General features: G+C 43.7%; 23 protein-coding genes, 1 rRNA gene and 1 riboswitch. Of the genes, 23 read left to right on the top strand and 1 reads right to left on the bottom strand.

Features of this window, described 5'->3' with window-relative positions; all coding sequences use genetic code 11:
* The first annotated feature begins 17 nt into the window (after positions 1-17).
* The 16 genes from rrf (at position 18) to I2483_RS08240 (ending at position 16,274) form a co-directional block, all read left to right on the top strand.
* Positions 18-133: ribosomal RNA gene (gene rrf / locus I2483_RS08165) — 5S ribosomal RNA — on the top strand.
* Between the two features lie 965 nt (positions 134-1,098).
* Positions 1,099-1,620 carry a DUF2179 domain-containing protein gene (locus I2483_RS08170; RefSeq protein ID WP_186672503.1) on the top strand — a complete coding sequence of 174 codons (522 nt, stop codon included), beginning with the start codon at positions 1,099-1,101 and terminating at the stop codon, positions 1,618-1,620.
* Positions 1,617-1,805 carry an NETI motif-containing protein gene (locus I2483_RS08175; protein ID WP_186672488.1) on the top strand — a complete coding sequence of 63 codons (189 nt, stop codon included), beginning with the start codon at positions 1,617-1,619 and terminating at the stop codon, positions 1,803-1,805. The genes I2483_RS08170 and I2483_RS08175 overlap by 4 nt, the downstream gene beginning before the upstream one ends.
* Before the next feature lie 86 nt (positions 1,806-1,891).
* Positions 1,892-1,991, top strand: a riboswitch (purine riboswitch).
* A gap of 314 nt (positions 1,992-2,305) precedes the next feature.
* Entirely contained in the window at positions 2,306-2,794 is a 489-nt protein-coding gene (purE, locus tag I2483_RS08180) for a 5-(carboxyamino)imidazole ribonucleotide mutase (protein ID WP_186672483.1), read from the top strand.
* Positions 2,791-3,912: a 5-(carboxyamino)imidazole ribonucleotide synthase gene (gene purK / locus I2483_RS08185; protein WP_186672481.1), complete on the top strand. Its 1,122-nt coding sequence runs from the start codon at positions 2,791-2,793 to the stop codon at positions 3,910-3,912. The genes purE and purK overlap by 4 nt, the downstream gene beginning before the upstream one ends.
* 183 nt (positions 3,913-4,095) lie before the next feature.
* Complete coding sequence (gene purS / locus I2483_RS08190; protein WP_186672479.1) at positions 4,096-4,350, top strand: phosphoribosylformylglycinamidine synthase subunit PurS; 255 nt, start codon at positions 4,096-4,098, stop codon at positions 4,348-4,350.
* Positions 4,347-5,033, top strand: a complete 687-nt coding sequence (purQ, locus tag I2483_RS08195; RefSeq protein WP_186672478.1) for a phosphoribosylformylglycinamidine synthase subunit PurQ — start codon at positions 4,347-4,349, stop codon at positions 5,031-5,033. The genes purS and purQ overlap by 4 nt, the downstream gene beginning before the upstream one ends.
* Positions 5,017-7,245, top strand: coding sequence for a phosphoribosylformylglycinamidine synthase subunit PurL (gene purL, locus I2483_RS08200; protein ID WP_207175194.1), 2,229 nt, complete (start codon positions 5,017-5,019; stop codon positions 7,243-7,245). The genes purQ and purL overlap by 17 nt, the downstream gene beginning before the upstream one ends.
* Complete coding sequence (gene purF, locus I2483_RS08205; protein WP_207175196.1) at positions 7,221-8,642, top strand: amidophosphoribosyltransferase; 1,422 nt, start codon at positions 7,221-7,223, stop codon at positions 8,640-8,642. The genes purL and purF overlap by 25 nt, the downstream gene beginning before the upstream one ends.
* Before the next feature lie 15 nt (positions 8,643-8,657).
* A complete protein-coding gene (gene purM, locus I2483_RS08210; protein WP_207175198.1) occupies positions 8,658-9,716 on the top strand; it encodes a phosphoribosylformylglycinamidine cyclo-ligase in 1,059 nt (352 codons plus the stop codon).
* Positions 9,713-10,285, top strand: coding sequence for a phosphoribosylglycinamide formyltransferase (gene purN, locus I2483_RS08215; RefSeq protein WP_207175200.1), 573 nt, complete (start codon positions 9,713-9,715; stop codon positions 10,283-10,285). The genes purM and purN overlap by 4 nt, the downstream gene beginning before the upstream one ends.
* 103 nt (positions 10,286-10,388) lie before the next feature.
* Positions 10,389-11,924 carry a bifunctional phosphoribosylaminoimidazolecarboxamide formyltransferase/IMP cyclohydrolase gene (gene purH, locus I2483_RS08220; protein WP_207175202.1) on the top strand — a complete coding sequence of 512 codons (1,536 nt, stop codon included), beginning with the start codon at positions 10,389-10,391 and terminating at the stop codon, positions 11,922-11,924.
* Between the two features lie 13 nt (positions 11,925-11,937).
* Positions 11,938-13,197 carry a phosphoribosylamine--glycine ligase gene (gene purD / locus I2483_RS08225; RefSeq protein ID WP_207175203.1) on the top strand — a complete coding sequence of 420 codons (1,260 nt, stop codon included), beginning with the start codon at positions 11,938-11,940 and terminating at the stop codon, positions 13,195-13,197.
* 364 nt (positions 13,198-13,561) lie between these two features.
* Complete coding sequence (locus I2483_RS08230; protein ID WP_207175205.1) at positions 13,562-14,599, top strand: LytTR family transcriptional regulator DNA-binding domain-containing protein; 1,038 nt, start codon at positions 13,562-13,564, stop codon at positions 14,597-14,599.
* Positions 14,600-14,718: 119 nt separating this feature from the next.
* Positions 14,719-15,567: an ABC transporter ATP-binding protein gene (locus I2483_RS08235; RefSeq protein WP_207175207.1), complete on the top strand. Its 849-nt coding sequence runs from the start codon at positions 14,719-14,721 to the stop codon at positions 15,565-15,567.
* Positions 15,564-16,274, top strand: a complete 711-nt coding sequence (locus tag I2483_RS08240) for an ABC transporter permease (protein ID WP_207175209.1) — start codon at positions 15,564-15,566, stop codon at positions 16,272-16,274. Before I2483_RS08235 ends, I2483_RS08240 begins: the two co-directional genes overlap by 4 nt.
* Positions 16,275-16,409: 135 nt before the next feature.
* Here I2483_RS08240 and I2483_RS08245 read toward each other — a convergent pair whose 3' ends face one another.
* Positions 16,410-17,102, bottom strand: coding sequence for a class I SAM-dependent methyltransferase (locus I2483_RS08245; RefSeq protein ID WP_207175211.1), 693 nt, complete (start codon positions 17,100-17,102; stop codon positions 16,410-16,412).
* 337 nt (positions 17,103-17,439) lie between these two features.
* Here I2483_RS08245 and I2483_RS08250 point away from each other — a divergent pair, with 337 nt between their 5' ends.
* The 7 genes from I2483_RS08250 to I2483_RS08280 all read left to right on the top strand — a co-directional run bounded on the left by I2483_RS08250 (position 17,440) and on the right by I2483_RS08280 (position 26,876).
* Entirely contained in the window at positions 17,440-19,158 is a 1,719-nt protein-coding gene (locus I2483_RS08250; RefSeq protein ID WP_207175213.1) for an adenine deaminase C-terminal domain-containing protein, read from the top strand.
* A gap of 9 nt (positions 19,159-19,167) precedes the next feature.
* Entirely contained in the window at positions 19,168-20,232 is a 1,065-nt protein-coding gene (locus I2483_RS08255; protein ID WP_255550351.1) for a DUF3048 domain-containing protein, read from the top strand.
* Between the two features lie 27 nt (positions 20,233-20,259).
* A complete protein-coding gene (locus I2483_RS08260; protein WP_207175215.1) occupies positions 20,260-20,580 on the top strand; it encodes a YerC/YecD family TrpR-related protein in 321 nt (106 codons plus the stop codon).
* A 141-nt stretch (positions 20,581-20,721) separates the two neighbouring features.
* Positions 20,722-21,414, top strand: a complete 693-nt coding sequence (gene pcrB / locus I2483_RS08265; protein WP_207175217.1) for a heptaprenylglyceryl phosphate synthase — start codon at positions 20,722-20,724, stop codon at positions 21,412-21,414.
* A 53-nt stretch (positions 21,415-21,467) separates the two neighbouring features.
* Positions 21,468-23,705: a DNA helicase PcrA gene (pcrA, locus tag I2483_RS08270; protein WP_207175220.1), complete on the top strand. Its 2,238-nt coding sequence runs from the start codon at positions 21,468-21,470 to the stop codon at positions 23,703-23,705.
* 23 nt (positions 23,706-23,728) lie between these two features.
* The gene (gene ligA / locus I2483_RS08275) at positions 23,729-25,741 is read left to right on the top strand and encodes an NAD-dependent DNA ligase LigA (RefSeq protein ID WP_207175222.1); all 2,013 of its coding nucleotides are present in this window, start codon (positions 23,729-23,731) and stop codon (positions 25,739-25,741) included.
* 4 nt (positions 25,742-25,745) lie between these two features.
* A complete protein-coding gene (locus I2483_RS08280) occupies positions 25,746-26,876 on the top strand; it encodes a CamS family sex pheromone protein (RefSeq protein ID WP_346267713.1) in 1,131 nt (376 codons plus the stop codon).
* Positions 26,877-26,909: the final 33 nt, after the last annotated feature.

Consider the following 26,909-nt stretch of genomic DNA (forward strand, 5'->3'; position numbering starts at 1 on the left):
GTGAATAAGCTCAATAGTCTGGTGACGATTGCGAAGAGGTCACACCCGTTCCCATCCCGAACACGGAAGTTAAGCTCTTCAGCGCCGATGGTAGTTGGGGGTTTCCCCCTGTGAGAGTAGGACGTCGCCGGGCGCAAGGTCATTGCCAATAGGTAATGGCTTTTTATTTTTAATTTTAATTGGTCTTTTATATAAGCGTAAGGTCATTGCCAATAGGTAGTGACCTTTTTTTGACGTCTAGAAAATAATGAAAATCTCGTACTGTGGAAAAGCGAGGACGTAAAGATTTTACGTCTAGAAGCTAGTACCTAGAGGCTTGGAGTCCCACCTGATGTGGGTCACGCAGACATTGCCGCAGGAGGTGGCGTACTCTGGCTGTGTACCTTATACTTATCAGTCCAGTTTCGAAGGATTGAACTGCATCCTTACCCGGGCAAAGACGCTGCTTGGGCCTACAGGATGCAGGTCATGCAGTGGCAAGGGATTGAATTTAGATCACTCCTTGTGCGACACGACGTCGCGAGCCTACAGGATGTAGGTTATGAAGCTGGGGGGATTGAACTAGATCCCCCTTGTTGCCACAGGAAGTGGCGTACTTTGGCCGCGTTCATCCGTAACAGGAGCTTGCGCTTTTGTTCAATTTATTTTTAATACTTAGTTCGAAAGGCAATTAACAAGCAGAGTTGCCATTAGAATTCCGATGTTAGTATAAGAGGTGGGAAGTTGGTATTAGAAAGCGGAACTTGCAATTAGGACCCTAAACGGTACTTATAATCAGTAATATCCCTATATCCTATAGCTTCTAGAGATTGTTCAGTGTGTGCTTTGGTACCGAGAGTGTGATTCCAACTACTGATACAATTTGAATGGCACAAATGGAGTCAATAACTAGAACGATGCGTTTATCTTTATGTTACTAGTTATTTCTTTATCCCTTTAGATTTAGCGGAAGGCATCCCCTAAGCGCCGGAGCTATATCCAATGGAATCAATCAATATACATAAAAGTTTTCTGCAAATTCTCAATGCCTTGAAATCATCCACAATCAGAGATACGATGATAACTATGCAGTAATAGAAAGGGTTGTTTGTTGTGCAAATGGTGCTCATTATATTCGCAATTAATATCGTTTACGTTACTTTCTTTACAGTACGCATGATTATGACGCTGAAAGGGTATAGGTATATTGCTGCTGTTGTTAGTGTGGTGGAAATTGTTATCTATGTTATCGGTCTTGGACTAGTACTAGACAATCTGAATAGAATAGAGAACGTGATAGCCTATGCGGTCGGTTATGGTTGTGGTGTAGTCATCGGCTCAATGATTGAAGAGAAGATGGCACTTGGTTATATTACTGTAAACGTAATTACATCAGAGAAATTATTGAAATTACCGAGTATACTGAGGGAAAAAGGATATGGCGTAACGGATTGGTCAGCGAATGGACTAGACGGAGAACGAACTTCTATGCAAATACTAACACCAAGAAAATATGAATTAAAACTTTATGTTGCAATTAAGGAAATAGATCCAAAAGCATTTATTATTGCATATGAGGCAAAAACAATACATGGCGGTTTCTGGGTGAAGAGCGTGAGGAAAGGAAAGTTGTTCAAGTGAGTAAAAAAACAGTATGGTTTGAAGTGGAAGCCGAAGAGGCTATTGAAGATTGTTTGAAGAGAATGACTGCTGAAGGTTATACTGTTGCAGGCCGAAAGGAAGAGCCCCTGTTTGCAGAGGTAAACGGAGAATACGTGCCAGTAAGACAGGTCATCAAGTTTAAAGGTATCCTGACAGAACAATAACGCGCCTCAAAGGCGAACGATTTTAAAGTAATATATACCATTGTTCGTCTTTTTCATTGACGAACGGTTCTGTTCTTGATAAAATAAAGAGAGTTATTAGAAATCCCCATATATACTGTGGAATTGGCCACAGTGTTTCTACCAGGGCACCGTAATGTCCGGACTATGCGGGAAAGCGACTTTCAGGAATGGTAGCGAAAGGTGTGTGGGTACCAATGGGTGCAGTCATCTTAACGCATATTTCAACGTCCTCGAATGATCTGCTTTTCATGCATATGAAGAGTGGTTTGTTCGAGGACTTTTTAGTTTAAAAATGTTGGCTCAGCCTCGGGGTCATAAGCCGGTCCGTCTTCTGCCTGCCGCTGGCGTACAACATGTAAGTCATGCAGCGGGGAGGGATTGAACTACATCCCTTCTTGTTGTCACAGGCCGTGGCGGACTTAGGCAGCGTTCATTTGTTGCGGCACCTTACGTTTTTCTTAAAAAGGAGCGGATTATAAGTGGAACCGAAAATCGGTGTCATTATGGGAAGTAAAAGTGATTGGGAAACGATGAAACATACTTGTGACATTTTGGACGAACTAGAAGTCCTTTATGAGAAGAAAGTTGTCTCGGCACATCGTACTCCTGATTTTATGTTTGAATATGCAGAACTAGCGCAAGATAAAGGTTTAGAGATTATTATTGCAGGAGCTGGGGGAGCTGCACATCTTCCTGGAATGGTTGCAGCAAAAACATTGCTCCCGGTTATTGGCATACCAGTTCAGTCGAAAGCGTTGAACGGAATGGATTCCTTATTGTCGATTGTTCAAATGCCTGGAGGTGTGCCAGTTGCGACAATGGCGATTGGGAAAGCAGGCGCTGTGAATGCAGGTCTTCTTGCAGCACAGATGTTAGGCGTCCATGATAAAGCCTTAATGAAACGTATTGAAGAGCGTCGTAACAACATGCGTGATGCGGCACTGGAAAGCAGCGGTGATTTACTATGATAACAATTTTACCTGGACAAACGATAGGGATTATTGGCGGCGGACAGCTTGGTCGGATGATGGGGCTAGCTGCGAAGGAAGCGGGATTCAAAATCGCGGTGCTGGATCCTGTCATGGATTCACCGTGTGGTCAAATTGCTGATATCCGGATTGTTGCACCGTACAACGATGAGGCTGCACTCGAGGAACTAGGTGAAGTGAGTGACGTCATCACATACGAATTCGAGAATATTGATTTTGAGGGTTTGAAAAGACTCACTCAAATCGCGCACGTACCGCAGGGCGCAGAACTTGTTCGAATCACACAGAACCGTATCAACGAAAAAGCAGAAATCACAGCATCAGGTGCACCAGTCGCAAACTATGTAACGGCACAAACCTTTGACGAACTAACAACAAGAATCACAGAGGTTGGCTTCCCTTGTATCGTTAAGACGGCATTCGGCGGCTATGACGGAAAAGGGCAAGTGAAAATTGACTCTGAAAGTGATCTTTACGAAGCGGAAACACTCTTTGAACATTCGGCATGTATTGCAGAAGCATTCGTTCCGTTTACGAAAGAAATATCAGTAATCATTCAACGCAATGCCAAAGGACAATCTTACTGCCTTCCCGTCGCTGAAAATATCCATAAACACCATATATTACATGAATCAATCGTTCCAGCACGGGTCCATGGAAATGTCTTAGCCAAAGCCGAAGATGCAGCGACGAAAATCGCAGATCATCTTAATCTTGTCGGGACATTGGCGGTTGAAATGTTCGTTTTAGAAAATGATGAAATTATTATTAATGAATTAGCACCACGTCCACATAACTCGGGCCACTATTCAATAGAGGCGTGTAACATATCTCAGTTCCATCAGCATATACGTGCCATCTGCGGGTGGCCTCTTCGCAAGCCAATTCTATGGCAATCATCGATTATGGTGAATGTACTCGGAGAACATGTTGCGCCACTGACAAAGATTGTCACGGATTATCCTGATTGGTCAATCCATCTATACGGCAAAGCCGAAGCGAAAATAAAGCGTAAAATGGGACATGTCACAATTATGACTGACAATATTGAAAAAACATTGGAAGTTATTGATTCTACGGGCATTTGGTCTGAATAAAGGGGAATACTTATGATAAAGAAATACCCCAATCCAAAAATTGGCGCTATACGGTTAGAGCAAAATAAGTGTGAGACGAATTTCAAACAGCTCCGTCTTGACTGAATAATTGACGGCAGCTTTTCAACATTTCAAAATTTCAAAAAGAAACCTAATCTAATTCCATTTGGGAGGAAAAAAGACATGACGAAAGTAAACGTATACGTAACACTCCGTGAAAGTGTTGTTGATCCACAAGGGGTAGCAACGATAGAAGCGCTTCAAACGATGGGTTATAAAGAGGTCGAAAACGTACGCATTGGGAAATTGATTGAGCTAGAAGTAGATGGATCAGTTGCAGATATCGATGCACGTGTCAAGGAAATGTGCGAAAAGCTTTTGGTTAATAAAGTTATTGAGGACTACCGATATGAAATCGGGGAGGTCGCGGGCAAATGAAGTTCGCTATACTTGTTTTCCCAGGATCGGGTTGCGACATCGACATGTTTCATGCAGTAAATACCGTTCTGGGCAATAAAGCAGAATATATCTGGCATACAGAAGCGAATCTTGATGGTTATGACGCAGTACTTATTCCAAGCGGAGCATCGTACGGTGATTATCTGCGTCCAGGCGCACTGGCGCAAAGTTCACAAGCAATCGAGAGCTTGAAAGCATTTGCGGCAACAGGGAAACCTGTTCTTGGTGTGGGGAACGGATTCCAAATCCTTGCGGAAGCAGGTCTTTTACCAGGAGCTTTCTTGCGCAATAAAGGTCTGAAATTCAGGTCTGGAAAGACGAAATTGACTGTCCTGAATACAGAATCGACATTTACTTCAGATTACGAAAACGGGCAAGAAATCACAATTCCGTTTGCTCATGAATTCGGCAACTATTATGTTGATGAAAAGACGGCAGCAGAATTGGAAAGTACTAACCGTATCGTCTTTACATATGCGGACGGAAATGCAGATGGCAGCACAGCAGATATCGCTGGTGTGTTGAACGAAACAGGCAATGTACTCGGTATGATGCCCCTTCCTGAACGTGCAGTTGAGGAAATCATCGGAGGAACAGATGGATTGCCTCTATTCAATTCAATCTTAAAAAGGTGGAGTGAAAATAATGTCAGCCAAGCATGAACCGAACGCACAACAAATTAAAGATGAACAATTATACCGCCAAATGGGAATGACAGACGAGGAGTTTGAACGTGCCGTAGGGATGTTAGGACGCCTTCCGAACTATACGGAAACAGGTCTATTCTCAGCATTGTGGTCTGAGCATTGTTCATATAAGAGTTCTAAACCAGTACTTCGTAAATTCCCAACTGATGGACCGCGTGTTCTTCAAGGACCGGGAGAAGGAGCGGGAATCGTCGACATTGGCGATAATCAGGCTGCTGTATTCAAAATGGAATCTCATAACTCACCTTCTGCGATTGAACCGTTCATCGGTGCAGCAACAGGTGCGGGTGGGGTTCTGCGTGACGTATTTTCAATGGGTGCCCGCCCAGTAGCACTCGTTAACTCTCTCCGTTTCGGCGATCTATCAGATGCGCGTGACCGGTATTTATTCGAAGAAGCGGTTGCAGGGATTGCGAGTTACGGAAATGCAATTGGTATTCCTACTATTGCCGGCGAAGTTCAGTTCGATAATTGTTACTCTAAACGCCCACTCGTAAATGCGATGGCTGTTGGTTTGTTAAATCATGAAGACATTCAAAAAGGGATTGCTTCAGGTGTCGGTAATAGTGTGATGTATGCCGGTGCTACAACAGGACGTGACGGGATTCATGGTGCGACGATGTCTTCATCCGAAGTGTCGATTGATAAAGAGGGCGAACTGCCTGTAATGCAAGCTGGAGATCCATTCCTTGAAAAACTTGTGATGGAAGCATGCCTTGAGCTTGTAAAATCAGACGCGTTAATAGGGATTCAAGATATGGGTGCGGCGGGACTTACTTCATCTGCGGCTGAAATGGCGTCAAAAGCAGGCTATGGCGTTGAGCTAAACCTTGACCTAGTACCACAACGTGAAGAGGGAATGACAGCTTATGAAATGATGTTGTCAGAATCTCAAGAACGTATGCTAATCGTCGTGAAAAAAGGCCGTGAACAAGAAGTAACGGATTTATTTGCAAAATATAATATCGAAGCGGTAACGATTGGTAAAGTAACGGACGATAAAATGCTACGTCTACTTCATAAAGGTGAAGTTGTTGCAGAAGTATCGGCTGATGCACTTGCAGAAGACGCACCGGTTTACCATAAGAAATCTGAGGAACCTGCTTATTTTAGAGAATTCCAAGCGATGAAAATGACAGAACCTGTCGTGACTGATTTGAATGAAACACTTAAAGATCTATTACAACGTCCAACGATTGCATCGAAAGAATGGGTCTATAACCAGTTCGATACACAAGCTAGGTCAAATACCATCGTTGCACCAGGCTCATCTGCAGGTGTCATTCGTGTCAGTGGAACGAATAAAGGCCTTGCAATGACATCCGATTGTAACTCGCGTTTTGTCTATCTTGACCCAGAAACAGGCGGGAAAATTGCAGTTGCTGAAGCAGCGCGTAATCTCATTTGTTCAGGTGCGGAGCCAATTGCAATTACAGACTGTTTAAACTTTGGTAGTGCTGACAAACCGGAAGTGTTTTGGCAGCTTGAGAAATCAGCTGACGGAATTTCTGATGCATGCCGCAAGTTGAATGCACCTGTAATAAGCGGGAATGTTTCCTTGTCTAATGAAGTGAATGGTGTTCCAATCTATCCGACACCAACGATTGGTATGGTTGGTCTTGTCCATGATTTATCACAAGTAACGACTACTGAATTCAAGCGTGCGGGCGATGTCATCTATGTCATAGGCGAAGCGTCACTTGACTTCGGCGGTAGTGAATTGCAACAAATGATGGAAGGGAAGATTTTCGGCCAAGCTCCGGCAATTGACCTAGAAGTTGAAGCAGCACGTCAGAAAGAGCTTTTGACGGCAATCCAAGCAGGACTTGTTCAATCTGCAACTGATTTATCAGAAGGCGGATTTGCAGTAGCGCTTTGTGAAAAAGCATTTGGTACGGAAGGTCTTGGGGCAGGCGTTACAGTCTCTGGATCAGCAGTAACGGCATTATTCAGTGAAACGCAATCACGTTTCCTTGTGACTGTAAAAGAAGAAAATGCAGCAGATTTCGAAAAAACTGTGGCAGATGCGATTAAAATCGGTGTAGTTACGGATAGTAACCGTATCGTTATTAATGGTGAAAATGGCATGTTAATCGACGGGACGGTGGATGAACTCCGTTCTGCATGGAAAGGGGCTATCCAATGCTTGCTGAACTCAGAGGCCTAAACGAAGAGTGCGGTGTGTTTGGCATTTGGGGTCATGAAGACGCGGCGCAGATCAGTTATTATGGTCTGCACGCATTACAACACCGGGGTCAAGAAGGAGCCGGTATCGTTACGAAGGAAGGCAAGAAATTTCATGTGATCAAAGGCGAAGGTCTTGTCAATGAAGTGTTTTCTGGTAACGAGATAGATGATTTAAAAGGAAATGCTGCAATTGGGCAAGTGCGTTATTCTACAGAGAACGGTCGCGGAATCGAAAATGTTCAGCCGCTCGTTTTCCGTTCAACAACTGGAAGTCTTTCGGTCGCTCACAATGGTAACATTGTGAATGCGGTCGAACTACGCGAGCATCTTGAACGCCAAGGTAGTATTTTTCAAACGAATTCTGACACGGAAGTGCTAGCGCATTTAATCAAGAAGAGCAGCGGTTCTTTAACGCAGCGTGATCGCGTGAAAAAAGCATTGTCGATGTTAAAAGGTGCGTTTGCGTTTGTCATCTTGACAGATGATGGGTTAATGGTCGCGCAGGATCCGAATGGTCTTCGTCCACTATCCCTTGGGAAAATAGGCGATGCATGGGTCGTAGCATCTGAGACATGTGCGTTCGATATTATCGGCGCAGAATGGATTCGTTCGGTAGAACCGGGGGAACTCATCATTATTAATGATAAAGGTCTTCAGTCGGACCGCTTTGCGCCAGCTGAAGATTCGGCTATGTGCTCGATGGAATATGTTTATTTTGCACGTCCGGATTCGGATATTGATGGTATTAATATTCATTCGGCGCGTAAACGCTGCGGCAAACGCCTTGCACGCGAAGTGCATATCGAAGCAGACGTCGTCACAGGTGTACCGGATTCAAGTATTTCAGCCGCAATTGGATTTTCTGAAGAAAGTGGAATTCCGTATGAGTTAGGGCTGATCAAAAGTCGTTATGTCGGGCGAACGTTCATTCAACCGACACAGGAGATGCGTGAAAAAGGCGTGAAGATGAAACTTTCTCCAGTGCGTCAAGTTGTGAACGGTAAACGAGTCGTCATGGTGGATGATTCGATTGTTCGCGGCACCACGTCTAAAAGGATTGTCAATCTGTTAAAAGAAGCCGGTGCGACGGAAGTTCACGTTGTGATCGCGTCTCCGCCGCTTGTCAGTCCGTGTTTTTATGGCGTAGATATCAGTACGGATTCAGAATTGATCGCAACAAACAGGACGGTTGATGAAATCCGAGAACTTATCGGTGCAGATTCACTGACGTTCCTGTCTGCTGAGGGAATGGTCGAAGCAATTGGACGTCCCGATAAAACAAAGAACTGTGGACAATGCCTTGCATGCTTTACAGGGGAATATCCTACAGAAATCTATTCGGATACAGTTTTGCCACATAAGAAAGAAATTGTTTGATAGGGGGACTTTTACATGTCGAAGGCTTATGAAAACGCAGGTGTAAATATCGAAGCTGGTTACGAGTCAGTTGAACGGATGAAATCCCATGTTGCGCGTACTGCACGTATTGGTGTTACAGGAACGTTCGGCGGTTTTGGCGGCATGTTCGATCTATCCGCACTTAATTATAAAGAGCCGGTTCTTATTTCCGGTACAGACGGTGTTGGTACAAAGTTGAAACTGGCGTTCATGGCAGATAAGCATGACACGATTGGTATTGACTGTGTTGCTATGTGTGTTAACGATATTGTCGCACAGGGCGCAGAACCTCTTTACTTCCTTGATTACATCGCGCTTGGAAAAGCCGTACCTGAAAAGGTAGAAGCGATTGTTAAAGGAATTGCAGATGGTTGTGTTCAATCTGGTGCGGCATTAATTGGCGGAGAAACGGCTGAGATGCCAGGACTTTACGAAGTCGATGAGTATGACCTTGCAGGATTTGCAGTTGGCGCATGTGAAAAGAGTAAAATTGTTACGGGTGAAAAAGTTGTTGCTGGTGACGTTCTTGTTGGTATCGCTTCAAGCGGTATTCATTCGAACGGATATTCACTTGTCCGTAAAATTGTAATTGAAGACCAAGGCTGTGAAATTGACGGTTTAATCGCCGGGTACGAAGAGCTTGGAACGGTTGGAGACGCACTTCTTACACCGACGAAAATTTACGCGAAACCTGTTCTTCAAATGCATAGCGAACTCGATGTCCATTCAATGGGCCATATTACGGGCGGCGGATTCTATGAAAACTTACCACGTATGTTGGTAGATGGATTCGGAGCAGAAATTGACCTTGGTTCATGGCCTGTACTTCCAGTATTCAAGATGCTGAAAGAAAAAGGCGAACTGTTAGATAAAGATCTATACAGCGTATTCAATATGGGTATCGGTTTTGTTGTTGCACTCCCTGAAGAACAAGCGAATGTTGCCCTTAAAATTGCAGCTGAGCATGGAGAAGAAGCATTCATTATCGGACGTGTGATTGAAGGAGAAGGCGTCACATTTACAGGTACACATGACGGAAGTCTTGCCGAATGAATCCAAAAATAAAGATTGCCGTTTTCGCGTCTGGAAGCGGCAGTAATTTTGCGGCGATTGAAGAAGCATGTAAAACAGGTGAATTGAACGCTGAAATAGTCCTCATGGTGACGAACAAACCGGAGGCATTTGTGGTTGAACGTGCTGAAAAAGGTGATATTCCAGTCGCAGCGTTCCGTCCAAAAGATTTCGAAACGAAGGATGCATACGAAGAAGCAATTCTTCATGCACTTCGGGAATCCGGGGCGCAGTGGCTGGTTCTTGCTGGTTATATGCGTCTTGTTGGTCCGGTACTATTGACGGCTTATCCTTCTCGCATCGTCAACATTCATCCTTCATTGTTGCCTTCGTTTCCTGGAAAAGATGCGATTGGACAAGCAGTTGCGCATGGCGTGAAAGTGACGGGTGTCACCGTTCATCTGGTAGATGAAGGAATGGATACAGGACAGATTCTTGCACAGTGTGCAGTTGATGTTGTCGACGGCGATGAAGACAAAACGGCCGAGGCGATTCATGCTGTTGAACACGGTTTATATAAAGATACGTTAAATAATATTTTTAGCCAGTAATGATAAAGGCTGGGGCCGGCAGGATGCAGGTCATGCAGTCGTTGCGACAGGAAGTCGCGATTTTAGACTGCTATCCTTATATACTAATTGGAGGGTTTTATTCGTGAAAAAACGTGCATTGCTTAGCGTGTCAGACAAAAACGGTATTTTGGAATTTGCAAAGGAATTGGAAAGTCTCGGCTATGAATTGCTATCAACAGGCGGTACAATGAAACATCTTGCGGACAACGGCGTCGCAGTAACGGCAGTCGATGCAGTAACTGGATTCCCTGAAATTATGGAAGGTCGCGTGAAAACGCTCAACCCGATGATTCACGGAGGACTTCTTGCAAAACAAGACGATCCCTCTCACATTGCGCAAATGGTAGAGCACGGCATCCAACCGATTGACGTAGTTTGTGTTAACTTGTATCCGTTTAAAGAAACGATTTCAAAACCGGATGTAACCAATGAAGATGCAATCGAGAATATCGATATTGGTGGACCAGCGATGCTTCGTGCTTCTGCGAAAAACCATGCATACGTTACAGTTATTGTAGATGCAACAGATTACGATCAAGTACTTTCCGAAATCAAAGCAGATGGTAAAACAACACTTGAAACGCGTAGACGTCTGGCGGCAAAAGTATTTCGTCATACAGCGGCATACGATGCACTTATTGCCGGTTTCTTAACTGACCTTACAGGCGAAGAATTCCCGGAGCAGGTTACGTATACATATGAACTAAAACAACCGCTTCGTTACGGAGAAAATCCACACCAAAAAGCAGCTTTTTATAGCCGTCCGCTTGGTTCTGATTTCTCAATTGCGTACGCGAAACAATTACACGGCAAAGAACTTTCATATAACAATATTCAAGACGCGAACGCGGCTATCCAAATCATTAAAGAATTTGATAAGGCAGCTGCAGTAGCGGTGAAACATATGAATCCATGTGGAGTTGGAACAGGCGAAACAATTTTCGACGCGTTCAATAAAGCATATGAAGCAGACTCGACGTCTATCTTCGGCGGTATAATTGCATTAAACCGTGAAGTAGATGCTGCAACTGCTGAAAAATTAGCAGGAATTTTCCTTGAAATTATTATTGCACCAGCTTTCACGGACGAAGCAGTTGAGATCTTGACGAAGAAGAAAAATATTCGATTGATGACAATTTCGTTTGATCAACATAAAAAAGACAAATGGAATACAGTCTCTGTTGAAGGCGGATTGCTTATGCAAGAGCCTGATGCGTACGGATTTGCAGATGCAGACATTCGTGTTGCGACAGACCGTCAGCCAACCGAAGCTGAATGGGAAGCGATGAAACTTGGTTGGGCTGTTGTGAAACATGTGAAGTCCAATGCAATTGTCGTCACTGATGACAATATGACACTTGGTGTTGGTGCAGGGCAAATGAACCGTGTTGGAGCAGCGAATATAGCGCTAACGCAAGCAGGCGAACGCGCTAAAGGTGCAGCGCTTGCATCTGATGCATTCTTCCCAATGGACGATACAGTCGAAGCGGCAGCGAAAGCGGGCATTACGGCAATTATTCAACCAGGCGGATCAGTGAAAGACGAAGATTCGATTAAAAAAGCCAACGAATACGGTATTACAATGGTATTCACAGGCGTACGTCACTTCAAACATTAAGGAGAGAGTTGCATTGAATATACTCGTTATCGGGAGCGGCGGCCGCGAGCATGCGATTGCCAGACAGTTCAATGTCTCCCCTTCAGTAAATAAAGTTTTTGTAGCACCTGGCAATGATGGCATGATAAATGATGCTGAATGTGTGCAAATCGATGCGCTGGATTTTGAGGCGCTTGCTTTATTTGCAAAAGAGAATCATGTGGACCTGACATTTGTTGGTCCTGAACAGCCGCTTGCGGAAGGAATTGTGGATTACTTTACTGATCGCGGATTAACGGCGTTTGGTCCAACGAAAGCCGCGGCGCTGATTGAAGGAAGTAAGTCATTCGCCAAAGAGCTGATGACGAAGTATGATATTCCAACAGCTGCGTACGGAACATTTACCGATGCAGAAGAAGCAAAAGCATTTATCCGAGAAAATGGTGCACCAATTGTCGTTAAAGCAGACGGACTTGCAGCAGGAAAAGGCGTTATCGTTGCGATGACACTGGAAGATGCGCTTAAAGCAGTCGACGATATGATTGGCAACCAGAAGTTTGGTGAATCTTCATCACGTGTCGTTATCGAAGAGTTTTTGGACGGTGAAGAGTTCTCCTACATGTCATTTGTCCATGATGGACAGATTTACCCGATGGTTGTCGCACAAGATCATAAGCGTGCGTATGACGGCGATAGAGGACCGAATACGGGTGGTATGGGCGCTTATTCACCCGTTCCGCAAATTTCGGATGCAGTTGTGAAAGAAGCATACGATAAAGTCGTTGTTCCGACCGTTGAAGCAATGGCTGCAGAAGGGACTCCGTTTACAGGTATTTTATATGCTGGCCTCATTTTGACTGACAAGGGTCCGAAAGTAATTGAGTTCAACGCACGTTTCGGCGATCCTGAAACGCAGGTTGTCCTTCCACGAATGGCATCCGACTTTGGTGAATTCATGACCGCACTTATGGCTAGTAAACCGTATGACTTGAAGTGGGATGACAAAGCGATGTTGGGCGTTGTCATCGCCGCAGATAGATATCCGGGAGATGTAGTCAAAGGGGCAGAATTACCTGATCTTGATGTTTTATCAGCACGAGGCTTAGAAGTCTTCCATGCAGGTACAAAATCGAATGGTGCAGGCTTCGTTGGTAATGGAGGCCGTGTACTCCTAATTACAGCGAAAGCAGATTCATTGAAAGAAGCGCAGGTTGAGGTTTATAAAGGCTTGTCTCAATTAGAATGGAACGGATTCTTTTATAGGCAGGACATTGGCTGGCGTACGTTTGAATAAATGAAAAGACCACTAACTTAGTAATGAGTTAGTGGTCTTTTCATGTTTACGAAACACCCAATCCAGTAATAAAGAAATGAGAGACTTGTAGAATACGTATATAGTCGGTACTTAACAAATGGAATTTTCTTCTGAAGCCGCTTAGTCGCTTGGTGATGGCCTCAAGCATTAAGCCCGTCAGGAAGATCGCTGTCGGTCTTATTGCATCGGCTCACACTTGTCGCTCCTGCGCTAGATTTGTTCGTTATACTGACGACGTATACAACCTAGTTAATTCTAAATAAGTAGTGCCGAATGTATAGTTGCAAAATTTACCAGGTTATTTATACTTAAGGTGATGCTTTAACAGAAAGGTGAAGAGACAATGGGTTTGCAATTTACTAGCGTGGAGAAAAGATTAAATGATTCACTCATTTTTCCGGAATTCAACTTACATAGTGGTAGTAATCAAGTAACGGCAATCTACTCCAGTCTTAATGTGCGCAATACGCTTTTACAGATGCTTACTAGGGAAATACCTATTTTAAACGGCGAAATATACATAAATGATGTCGAGATTTCAAAGGTGACTCTTTCAGACATCGGTTTTTCATTTCTGAATGAAGGGCTATACGAGCGTTTAACGGTTGCTGAACAGCTCAATTTTTACCGTAAACTTTATAGCGCAGATATATCTACTGCAACGATTTTACGAAAAGTTCACCTTGAAGAGAAGCGAAATGTAAGGATAAAGAAATTATCTCACTCGGAGCAAAGACGGATCCAATTTGCGAAGCTCCTCATTCAAAATCCTGAGCAGTTCATATATGAAGAACCCGACCAAAACATCGATATCGAAACACAGCGCGTATTAATTATTATGCTGGAAGAGCTGCGGGCTAAAGGTAAGAGTGTACTGATATTAACGGGAAATATGGAGAGTGCAGTCATTTTATCGGATAAAGTTTTTAAGTTGGATGAAAGTGGTTTGCATGAAATTCAAATAGCTAGGGAACTTGAAGAGGACATACCTTCAATTTTGGAAGCGAGCGCTGAAATAGATAAAACAGAAATACAACCAGTCCGATTTGAAAAAATACCTACGAAGGTAAATGAGAAAATTGTTCTCTTTGATCCACCTGAAATTGATTATATTGAAAGCAACGATGGACAGTCTTCACTCCATATTAACGGGGAAGCATTTCCAACGATGTTCACGATGAATGAGCTTGAAGAACGATTGCAGCATTTCGGATTTTTTCGTTGCCATCGATCCTATATCGTAAACCTTCAAAAAGTTCGCGAGGTAATTACATGGACACGGAACAGTTACAGTCTCATTTTAGATGATGAAAAAAAGTCGAATATCCCACTGTCGAAAACAAAAATGGCTGAATTGAAAGTGATGTTGGGCCTGAAATAAGCTCCATTCACCCCCGAAAAGGCTCTTTTCACGGCAAATATGATGTTTTTTCTTTGAAAACGACCTAATCTAAAGGTGTAGCAACAAAATAACGACTTGCACATTTTAGGGGGAGTACAATGGAAAAAATCATCGAAGTTCAATCATTGGAGAAAGTTTTCGCAAACGAGACGGCACTTGAAGACGTCAGTTTTTACGTTAAAAGGGGAGAGATTTTTGGATTTCTTGGCCCAAGTGGTTCGGGAAAAACAACAACGATTAAAATATTGACGGGTCAATTAAACCAAACGAGCGGAAAAGCGGCCGTCTTTGGAGAACCGGTTTCAGGGATGAAAAAAGGTGAATCGAGAAAGAAAATCGGAGTGCTGACGGATAACAGTGGATTGTATAGTAGGCTATCCATTTACGATAACTTGAAGCTTTATTGTGTGCTGTATGAAGTATCGGAACAACGGATTGCCGATGTGTTAGCGCTTGTTAATCTAACAGAAGAAAAGAAAAAGGTTGTTTCGAATTTGTCAAAAGGAATGCTGCAGCGTGTGATGCTGGCACGAACACTTTTACACGAACCTGAACTATTATTCCTTGATGAACCGACATCGGCGCTTGATCCAGTGAATTCACAACATATTCATAGTGGGTTGCGTGAATTAAAAGCACGGGGGACAACAATTTTCCTTACCACTCATGATATGAATGAAGCGGAATTGCTCTGTGATCGGGTCGCATTTTTAAACAAAGGCCAAATTAGACTTATGGATGAACCAGGGAAGTTAAGAAAACAGTATTCGGATTCAACAATGACTGTAGAGCTTAAAAACAATGAGAAAGTCGTCTTGAAGAGCACAGCTGAAGATGCCGGGAAGATGTTCGATTATATGTCGTCAAACAATGTTGTGTCCATTCATACAAACGAACCAACATTAGGCGATATTTTCGTCGAAGTGACAGGGAGGAAATTATCATGACTTTTTCAATGAAACGTGTAAATGCTATCTTTCAGAAAGACCTTAAAGATATATTAAGAAACTCAGCTGTTTCGCTTACAGCGTCTATGCCGCTGATTATTGCATTTGTCATGGGCAAGATGAGTGATGATATTGCGATTGATGGGCATTATATGGTTATTAATATCGCAATGGTTACTGTGGGATCATTTATTCAGTGCTGTTTAATTGCTGAAGAGAAAGAGAAGAATACCCTTCGCGGATTAATGTTGTCGCCTGCTTCGACATTGGAAATACTCGGTGGTAAAAGTTTGTTGAGCTTAATAGCGATGATGATTATTGTTATAATTGGGGCTTTTTTAACGGGCTATCACCCAGAGCAAATTGTTGTTATAGCCATCGCAATCCTGTTCACTTCTATCTTCTTCATCGGACTGGGAACGCTCCTTGGCTTACTTGCTAAATCGGTTATGGAAGCTTCTGTTATTATTATGCCATTTATGATTGTGTTCGGTTTTGGATCGATGGCTACGATGTTTGCAGACAAATATCCTATATTGAAAGTGATGGATTATACGCCGAATACACAACTTGCGGCCATTGCAGTCAAGGTTGAAAGTGGAATTGGACTTGGTGGAGTTTGGTTGAATTTTGGCATCATTGCGCTTTGGATTATCGGTGTTTTTGTTTTGACAAGCATTGTGTTCAAGAAAAAAAGAATGGATTGATTCTATCCACTCTCCAGCGAAGGCGCCTTACTGGGGTAGCTGAAGCGATAAGACTGATAGTGATTTTCTATCAGGCTTATCGTGGGAGGCATCCCCAAGCGCCGCAGCGGATTCAATGGATTTTTTATTGACCACCTACTCCGCCTTACAAATCCACCCACCAAACATATTCGTCGTGAAGAACTTAGCAATGTTCCCAAATCCAGCTTCCCTTAGCAAACGGACAATCTCCTCTTCAGGAATAAAGGAAAGCTTCCTTACTGTTTTCTCCATTTCATTTACCTCTGCTTCAGTTAAATTTGTTGAATCCAACCAGTACGCTTTCCATAGAGCGAATAGCTCATTAAATGAGGGGTCGCTCGGATTCCCGTACATGGATGCCATAACGAATGGGGCGCCGGGTGATAGATGGTGTCTTATTTTTTTAAGTAGATTGCTTTTTTCATCGACATCTTCAATGAAGTGAAGGACGAGCATACAGGTTGCAGCCCCGAACAGTTTCTCATCTGTCACATCATTGACAGTTCCTTCGACGAATTCCACACGGTCATCCATCTTCAAATCGATTGCTTTCATTCGCGCGAAATCAAGCATTGGCGGCGCGGGGTCCACTGCCGTAAATGTCCACTCGGGATTAGCAGGTCCTAATGTGGCAAGTTCATTGCCGCCACCCGCTCCAATTATTAATACACTTTCTTGTTGTGTTATATTTGCCCGAAGATAAGCCTGTACAAGTTTAAACATTGAATCGTAGGTAGGCAACGTCCGGCGTACACCTCGATCATATTCAGCGGCCATCTCTTTATCAAACTGCATCTTGGCGGTCATTTTATCAAATCCAATCGATTGTAGTACTGTACTATTTCGTCAAAAGGAGGTGGAAACCTTTTACTGAGGGAAAGGTTCGCAACGTATCTCTGAAAGTGAACAACGCGCCGCGTAAACTAAACAACAAAGTGGAGAAAGCATGCAACGTTACCTCAAAAGTAGACAACAGAATATCAAAAGTTAATAACGTTCAATGTAAACTTCACAACGCCCGCCTCAATATGAACTCCTTGTTTGTCCGAAATAACAAAAAGTGTCTACCGAACTCCCTATTTATTTCCTCAATGCTATGCTACGATAAATAGTATGAATAGTTCAGTTAAAGGGAGAGTGTATCATGTGGGAGCCTAAAGAAATAAAAAACCAACTACATATGATTGACGGTAAGAAAGCGCCGGACCTCATTATCACCAACGCAGAATATTTACATTCAATCTATAAAAAATGGGTGACAGGAAACATTTGGATTGCTGGTGACCGGATTGTTTACGCTGGCAAAGAGATGCCGGCAATGACAGAAGGTGCCGAAATCTTCGATGCTACGGGGAAGAAAATTGTTCCTGGTTATATAGAACCGCATGTGCATCCGTTTCAGTTGTACAACCCACGGACGTTTGCAGATTATGCATCTCGACTTGGGACAACGACATTTATTTCGGATAATCTCATTTTATTTATGTCACTTAAAAATGAAACATCGTTTGCGTTGCTTGATGAATTGAATAAATTGCCGTTTTCGTTTTACTGGTGGGCGCGGTTTGACTCGCAGACGATTCTACAGAATGAGGCTGAATTGTTTAATCTAGCGTCTATTAAAGAGTGGATTGAACGTCCAGAAGTGTTGGTGGGCGGGGAATTGACAGGTTGGCCGCGGCTGATGACTGGTGAACCTAACATGGTCGCTTCTGTAAATGCTGCAAAAATAGGGGGCAAGAAAATCGAAGGGCATTTCCCTGGCGCTTCTGAGCGGACCTTGGCACGGATGCGTCTTCTTGGAACAGACGGTGATCATGAAGCGATGACGGTAGAAGAGGTAGAGGCACGGCTGCTGCATGGGTATGGAGTGACCCTTCGCTATTCGTCTATTCGCCCAGATCTCCCTCATTTATTAAAAGACATTGTTGCCAAAGAATTAAATGTGTTCGATCACTTGATGATGACTACTGATGGTTCGACACCTTCATTCCACCTCGATGGCGTTATGGATAAGTGTATCCGTGCCGCGCTTGAAGCGGGAGTTCCGCCAATTGATGCATACCAGATGGCATCTTATAACGTTGCGCGCTATCATGACATGACCGATTTACACGGATTTATTGCCACGGGTCGTTATGCAACGCTAAATATCCTGGAGGATGAATACAACCCAGTACCGACGGATGTTTTATCCAAAGGGAAATGGTTGAAAAGTGAAAATGAATCGACTGAACATTTCCCCGCCATTGATTGGTCATTTGTTGAAGCGTTCGCACCGAAATTTGATCTTGATGAATCGGATTTCATATTTGACAACCCGATTGGAATCGAAATGCTCAACGACGTCATTACAAAACCATATAATGTGACGATTGACACAAATGGCGATAAACTCGCGGATGATCACGATGAAAGTTTCCTGATGCTTCTTGATAGGAATGGAAAATGGCATGTCAACGCAGTTATAAAAGGGTTCGCAACAGGGATTCAAGGCTTTGCTTCTTCGTATTCGAATACAGGGGATTTTATCTTAATCGGTAAGGATAAAAAAGAAATGCACAATGCCTTCAAGGAAATTAAACGAATTGGCGGGGGTATGGTGCTCTCGGAAAACGGTGGAATCGTCGCGACTCTTCCGCTGCCAATCGGCGGCGGATTATCGGCGGAGCCGGTTCATAAATTGATTGAACAAGAGTTAGAATTGAAAAGGGCGCTTGCAGAACGCGGTTATACGAAAGGCGATGCGGTCTACACGTTGCTGTTCCTACAATCAACACATTTGCCGTACATACGTATCACGCAGATGGGAATGTATGATGTTATGAAAAAAGAAATTATTGTTCCGGCAACCGGAAGATAGGAGGCAAAGATGGAGAAGAAAATGAGGGGATGGCTATTGTTTATAGCGATCTTACTATTGCTGCTTGCGGCGTGTTCGAAAGAAGAGAAGGCGGAGGACGACATACCCGAGCCGATAGAGGAAGAGATAGAAGTAGTCGTTGAAGAAGAACCTGTACAGGGCCCAACTTTGTATAAAGCACCGTTCACTGGTGTTCTATCAGAAGAGGAAAGTACCCATCGCGCTGTTCTTGCGACGATTAATAACCATCCGCTAGCAAGGCCGCAATCAGGTATTAGTGATGCTGATATTGTCTATGAACTAGCAGCAGAGGGCAATATCACAAGGCTTTTGGCATTATTCCAAAGTGAACTTCCTGAAGAAATCGGCCCTATCCGCAGTGCTAGGGATTACTTTGTGCATATCTCAAAAGGCCTTGATGCATTTTACGTGGCTCACGGATATAGCCCTGATGCCAAACAAATGCTGCAAGACCGTTTTGTAGATAATATAAACGGCATGCAATATGATGGAACGCTGTTCAATCGCTCTAAGGAACGAAGAGCTCCGCATAATTCGTATATAACGAAGGATAATGTGCTAGCGGGTATGGAGAAGACCAATTCGTCGACAGAGTTGTCAGTGAAACCGGCATTTTCTTTCCTAGAATCGATAGAAGATGCTAAAATAGGAGATATCGCATCAATGCTCGTTGTTCGTTATGGAACAGATCCGGATTTTACAAGTACTTATTCTTATGATGCTGAAAAAGGAACGTATAATAGAATGGTAAAAGGGATACAAACAGTCGATAAATCCAATGAAAAACCAGTGGAGCTATCCAATATACTTATATTCGAAACAGCTCATCGTACAATTGATAACGTCGGCAGACAGTCAGTCGATATTGAGTCGGGCGGTAAAGGTATGCTATTCCACGCTGGTATTGAAAAGGAAATCGAGTGGAAAAATATAGATGGAATCCTGACACCTATGGAAAATGGTGTTCCCGCAGAACTAGTTCCGGGTAAAACATGGATTCACGTCGTTTCTACTCATCCTGGAATGGGAACGTCTGTCACATATACCCCTTAAGAAATTCATTCAGAGAGAGGGAGACGTATGCAAATTGACAAAATCCGTGGCCATCAGACGGACCAACTATTTAAGGCAATGCTCGAATTAAAAGACCTCGATGAATGCTATGAATTCTTTGACGATCTCGTCACGATAAGTGAATTGCAGTCACTCGCCCAACGTCTCGAAGTGGCACAAATGCTTATGATGAAGAAGACGTACGATAAGATACAAGGTGAGACAGGTGCCAGTACTGCAACAATCTCAAGGGTGCGGCGCTGTGTGGATTATGGCTCTGGCGGGTATGGAAAAGTACTTGGACGCCTTTACCCGCAAGTGGATGAAGGGCAAGTCGAGACCAAATAAGTAACCCCAAGATGCCAAATGCATCTAGGTGTTATCTAGGCAGGCGCCTTACGCTTTTAGGGAGAACCGGACAGGGAAAGAATCTGTCCGGTTTTTTTGCTATACTAGAGAAACGAACATTATAAGATTGGGTGGTCAAACATGGATTTCACAACATGGCGTCATGCCTTTAAATTAGATCCTGAAAAAGCGGTAACAGACGAGCAATTGGAACTCCTTGCAGAGTCAGGAACAGATGGGATTATTGTTGGTGGTACAGATGGAGTGACACTAGATAACGTACTCGATTTACTCGTCCGCATCAGAAGGTATTCCGTTTCAGTTGCACTTGAAATATCGACAGTTGACTCAGTGACACCGGGTTTTGATTATTATTTCATCCCAACGGTGCTTAACTCAACGAAAGTAGAATGGATTAATGGTCTCCATCATTCCGCGCTCCGTGAATATGGTCATATGATGGATTGGGATGAAATTCAAGCAGAGGGGTATTGTATTATGAACCCCGACTGTAAAGCGGCGAAATTGACCGGCGTGACAGAAGTACCGGACGAAGAGGATGTCATCGCTTATGCTCGCATGGCGGAACATCTTTTCAAATTACCTATTTTTTATCTAGAATACAGCGGTATGTACGGTAATCCAAGGGTAGTAGAAGCAGCATCACGCGTGCTTGAAAAAACACGTCTTTTTTACGGTGGTGGCATCAGAACTGTTGAAGATGCTAAAAAGATGGCTGAAATCGCTGATACGATTATCGTTGGCAACGTCATCTATGAAGATTTCAAGGCGGCCCTGGCAACAGTCGACGCGGTGAAACGGGTTTCCCGTTAAGACCAAATCAGTGTATAATAAAAGAACAAATGTTCCGAGAGGGCGATAAATAGATGAATAAAATAGCAGAAGACTTACTTATAGGTATGAACCCAGAACAAGCACGTGCAGTGAAAAAAACAGAAGGTGCACTTCTTATTATGGCGGGTGCTGGCTCCGGTAAAACACGTGTCCTGACACACCGGATTGCCTATCTCGTCGTTGAGAAAAATATTTATCCTTCCAATATTTTAGCGATTACATTTACTAACAAGGCAGCACGTGAAATGCGTGACCGTATCGATGGACTGCTTGGTGCGGGGACAGGCGAGCGGATGTGGGTTTCTACCTTCCACTCAATGTGTGTTCGGATCTTGCGTCGCGATAGCGATCGAATCGGAATTTCAAAATCATTTTCGATTCTCGATTCAGCCGATCAATTGTCGGTTATTAAAAGCGTTTTGAAAACGTTGAACCTTGATGCAAAACAGTACGAACCGCGTACAATGCTGAACGCTATCAGCTCAGCGAAAAACGAATGTATTGATGCGGAAATGTACCGCGCTCAAATCAACCCCCACAACCCTTACGAAAAAACAATTGCAGATGTCTACGATGGCTATGCAAAACGATTGCGCCAAAACCAATCGTTCGATTTTGACGATTTAATCATGATGACACTCGTTTTATTCGAACGTGTACCAGATGTCCTTGAATTTTATCAAAACAAATTCCAATACATTCATGTTGATGAGTATCAGGATACAAATAACGCACAGTACAGACTTGTTAATATGCTGGCGGCTAAATTTAAAAACTTATGTGTTGTTGGAGACTCTGACCAATCTATTTATAGATGGCGGGGTGCGGACATCGGCAATATTCTATCCTTTGAAAAAGACTATAAAAATGCTGAAATGATCATGCTTGAGCAAAACTATCGTTCGACGCAACGCATCTTACAGGCGGCGAACGACGTCATAACAAATAACAAGAGTCGCTATGATAAAAAGCTTCGTACAGACAATGAAGAAGGCGATTCAATTTATGTCTATAAAGCGAGCGATGAAAAAGATGAGTCGCAGTTTGTTGTTGGTAAAATCATTGAATTGAAAGAGCAGGAGAAATTAAAGCTAGATCAGTTCGCTGTTCTATATCGTACGAACGCTCAGTCGCGCGTTATCGAGGAATATCTTGTGAAATCGAATCTCGATTACACGATTGTTGGCGGCACGAAGTTCTATGAACGGAAAGAAATCAAGGACTTGCTTGCTTACTTAAAACTCATCTCTAACAATGATGATGATCTTGCGTTGGCCCGAATTATTAATGAGCCAAAGCGAAGTATCGGTGCTACTTCTTTCGATAAAATGGCGCGCTTTGCAATTGAACACGACCGCTCTATTTTTGACGCATTACAAGAAGTTGACTTTATGGGTATCACGTCAAGAGCTGCAAATGAAGTTGCCAAGTTCCGAGAGCTTATCGTTGGATTCACTCAAATGAAGGAATATTTATCAGTAACTGAACTTGTTGAGCAAATACTTGATAAATCGGGTTACCGCGAAATGCTTCACCGTGAAAAGACGATTGAATCAGAAAGTCGTCTAGAGAACATCGAAGAGTTCCTATCCGTCACAGAAGCTTTTGAAAAACGGGCAGAAGAGGATACTGGTGACAAATCATTACTCGCCTTCTTGACAGATCTTGCACTCATCGCAGATATAGATTCACTTGATAAAGAAGAGAACAAATCTACAGAGAAAATTGTCCTTATGACGATGCACGCAGCAAAAGGTCTTGAGTTCCCTGTTGTCTTCATCATCGGAATGGAAGAAAACGTCTTTCCACACTCCCGTTCAATGGGCGATGATGAGGAGATGGAAGAAGAAAGGCGTCTTGCGTACGTGGGTATCACGCGTGCGGAGCAAAAACTCTATCTCACTTCCGCATCATATCGTACGCTATATGGACGTGCGAGCTATAACAGCCCTTCCCGTTTCATCGCAGAAATTTCGGATGACATTACAGAAATTGTTTCAAGAAATTCTGGATTCTCCATTGGAGGAGGATCCAAGGCACGCAATGAAGCAGCTGTACGATCTGCAGTTAAAAAGCCTGTCTATAACACAAGTGGCGGAGACAAAATGGGATGGAGCCCGGGCGACAAAGCGGTCCACAAAAAGTGGGGAACCGGCATGGTTGTCAGCGTAAAAGGGACAGGCGAAGAAGTCGAACTGGACATCGCATTTCCGAATCCAATCGGGGTCAAACGTCTCTTAGCAAAATTTGCACCAATTGAAAAAGCATGATGGTTGAAGGAGAGAAAAAATCGATGGATCGACTTGAACTCGAAAAACGGGTGGAAGAATTGAATAACCTGCTTCATCAGTATGGCCATGCTTATTATGTGCTCGATAAACCGCTTACCTCTGACGCAATCTATGACCAATATATGCAGGAATTGTTGTCGATTGAAGCGGAAAATCCTGACCTTATTTACCCGGACTCACCGTCGCAGCGGGTAGGTGGCGAGGTACTAAAGGGATTCGGAAAAGTCGTCCACGAGTTTCCGATGCTTAGTCTATCGAATGCGTTCAATGAAGAGGATTTAAAAGAATTTGACAGGCGTGTTAAGGCTGCAGCAGGACACGACGTTTCGTATATTTGTGAACTCAAAATAGATGGACTTGCGATTTCGCTTAGATATGTCGACGGAAAGTTTGTGCAAGGCTCAACGCGCGGAGATGGCACGGTCGGGGAAGATATCACGGCAAGTTTGAAAACAATCCGGACAATCCCACTTCGACTGCAAGAATCTGTTGCGATTGAAGTACGGGGCGAGGCCTATATGCCGAAGCAATCGTTCGTGAAATTGAATGCAACGCGCGATGAATCGGGTGAAGAACCATTCGCCAATCCACGTAACGCAGCGGCGGGTTCACTTCGTCAACTCGATCCTAAAATAGCGGCGAGCCGAAATTTGGCGATATTCGTTTATGGTATCGGCGGCGACGGTGGTGCATATGGACAGGATAGTCATTCGGATTCACTGGATCACCTCGCTGCACTTGGATTCGAAACGAACAAGGAACGTAAGCGATGTGACACAATTGAAGAAGTGATTGACTATGTCGGGAAGTGGGGGGAAAGCCGCTCTGCTCTTGACTATGAAATCGACGGGATTGTTGTTAAAGTCGATAACTTTGAGGATCAGGAACAGCTTGGATTTACAGCGAAAAGTCCGAAGTGGGCAATCGCCTACAAGTTTCCTGCTGAGGAAGTCGTCACAACATTGCTGGATATAGAGCTTAGTGTTGGCAGAACAGGTGTAGTCACCCCAACTGCAATACTTGAACCAGTACTTGTCGCAGGATCGACAGTCGGACGCGCATCACTGCATAATGAGGATCTCATTAAAGAAAAAGATGTTCGAATCGGTGACACTGTTATTATTCGTAAAGCGGGAGATATTATTCCGGAAGTAGTCGCTGCAATTGTGGAGAAACGTACTGGCGATGAAGTGCCTTTTGAAATGCCGAAGAACTGTCCTGTTTGCGATTCGGAACTTGTCCGAATTGAAGAGGAAGTGGCGATACGTTGTGTTAATCCGCAATGTCCAGCTCAGATGAAAGAAGCAATCATTCACTTCGTGTCCCGAGGTGCGATGAATATCGAAGGAATTGGTGAACGAGTAGTCGACCAATTGTACAAGGCAGATCTTGTCCACGACGTATCGGATCTATATACGCTAACAAGGGAGCAATTGATCGAACTTGAACGAATGGGTGAAAAATCCGTCTCAAATCTACTTAATGCAATTGAGGCATCGAAAGAAAATTCACTTGAAAAAATGCTCTTTGGACTTGGAATCCGCCATGTAGGTGAAAAAGCGGCGGCCATACTTGCCGAGGAGTTCGGAACACTTGCCGATTTAATGGTAGCCGATGCAGAGCGACTTCTAACCATCCACGAAATCGGGGATAAGGTAGCAGATTCAATTACGACCTATTTCAGCAATGAAAAAGTTCTTGAAGTACTTCGAAAGCTGGAGTCTTACGGATTGAATACTGCCTATAAAGGACGCAGGCGGCAAGACGCCCCAACAGACGGATTGTTTTCTGGCAAGACTGTGGTCCTAACAGGAAAACTATCCATTTTAACCCGCGGCGAAGCGAAAGAGAAAATCGAAGCATTCGGTGGAAAAGTGAGCGGCAGTGTAAGTAAAAAGACAGATCTCGTAATCGCGGGAGAAGATGCCGGCTCGAAATTGGCAAAAGCTGAGGAGCTCGAAATCACTGTATGGAATGAAGCACAGTTGATTGAAGCGCTTGGCGAAAAGGAGTAATTATATGATGAGAAAGTTAGGTGTATTACCTGGACTCGCGGCCATTCTTCTACTTGGAGGATGTCTGCCTTCATTCGGAACAGAGAAAGAAGAAGTCATCCAGGAGAACGAGGAAAGCGTTGAAGAGACTGTCATGATACCGGATGTCCGATTGAAAGAGGAGTTTTACAAGACGCCTATCCCTTTCAAGAAAAGTGCGAGCCGTGGTCTTATCGTTAACAATATCTATACAAAATACGATATGCAGGAAGCCGAGGAAGGGCTGTTACGTATTTCCAATCAGCATTTCAATCCGAAAAATCATTACTTCCAGGAAGGGCAACATATTGATAAGGGGACTGCCAGTGCCTGGTTATCAAGAAGCTCTGCGAATGAGGCCGGTTTGAATCCACCCATCAAGGAAGGCATGAGCGAAGATACAGCCTCGGAAGTAGCGCCGAATTATCTGGCCCATATCGTCGAACAGAACTACCTCGTTATGACGGATGAAAAGAAAGTTCGTCTTGCCGGTATTTCGGTCGGTCTAGCACTCAACTCAACCAGTTATTCAAGAAGTGGAAAAGCGACCAAAATAACGGATGAGGTACTTGAACAGCAAGGCATGAAAATGGCAGAAGAAGTCGTTCGTCGTCTCCGCACACAGGAAGGGCTATCAGATATCCCGATTGTTGTCGGATTGTTTAAACAAGAAAGCCGCAACTCCATTGTTCCAGGCACCTACTTTGCGACAGCCGTCGCTGGAAAAGGGCAGTCGGCACCGACAGGCTGGAAAAAAGTAATAGAGAAGTATGTGGTGTTCCCGGCTTCTTCAGAGACTGGCGCATACCGGGATATGAATACTACATTTGATAACTTCAAACAAGATATTGATGCGTATTTCCCGAGTTTCGTCAACGTCATTGGCACAGGGTTTTATAAAGACAGCAACTTAAAATCACTCGAAATAGAAGTGCCAATCCAATTCTTTGGTACAAGTGAAACGATTGGCTTCACGCAATATATGACAACACTTGTCAATAAATATTTCCCAAATGTGCATACAGAAGTTAGTATAACGTCCGTCAATGGACCGGAGGCATTAATCGTAAAAGAGGCTGGTGACGCGAAGCCATTCGTTCATATTTATGGCTATTGATCAACATAACTTTTCATCATAATAGGAAGATGA

Origin of the sequence: Sporosarcina sp. E16_3, assembly GCF_017347125.1 — a bacterium.
Classification (GTDB): Bacteria; Bacillota; Bacilli; order Bacillales_A; family Planococcaceae; genus Sporosarcina.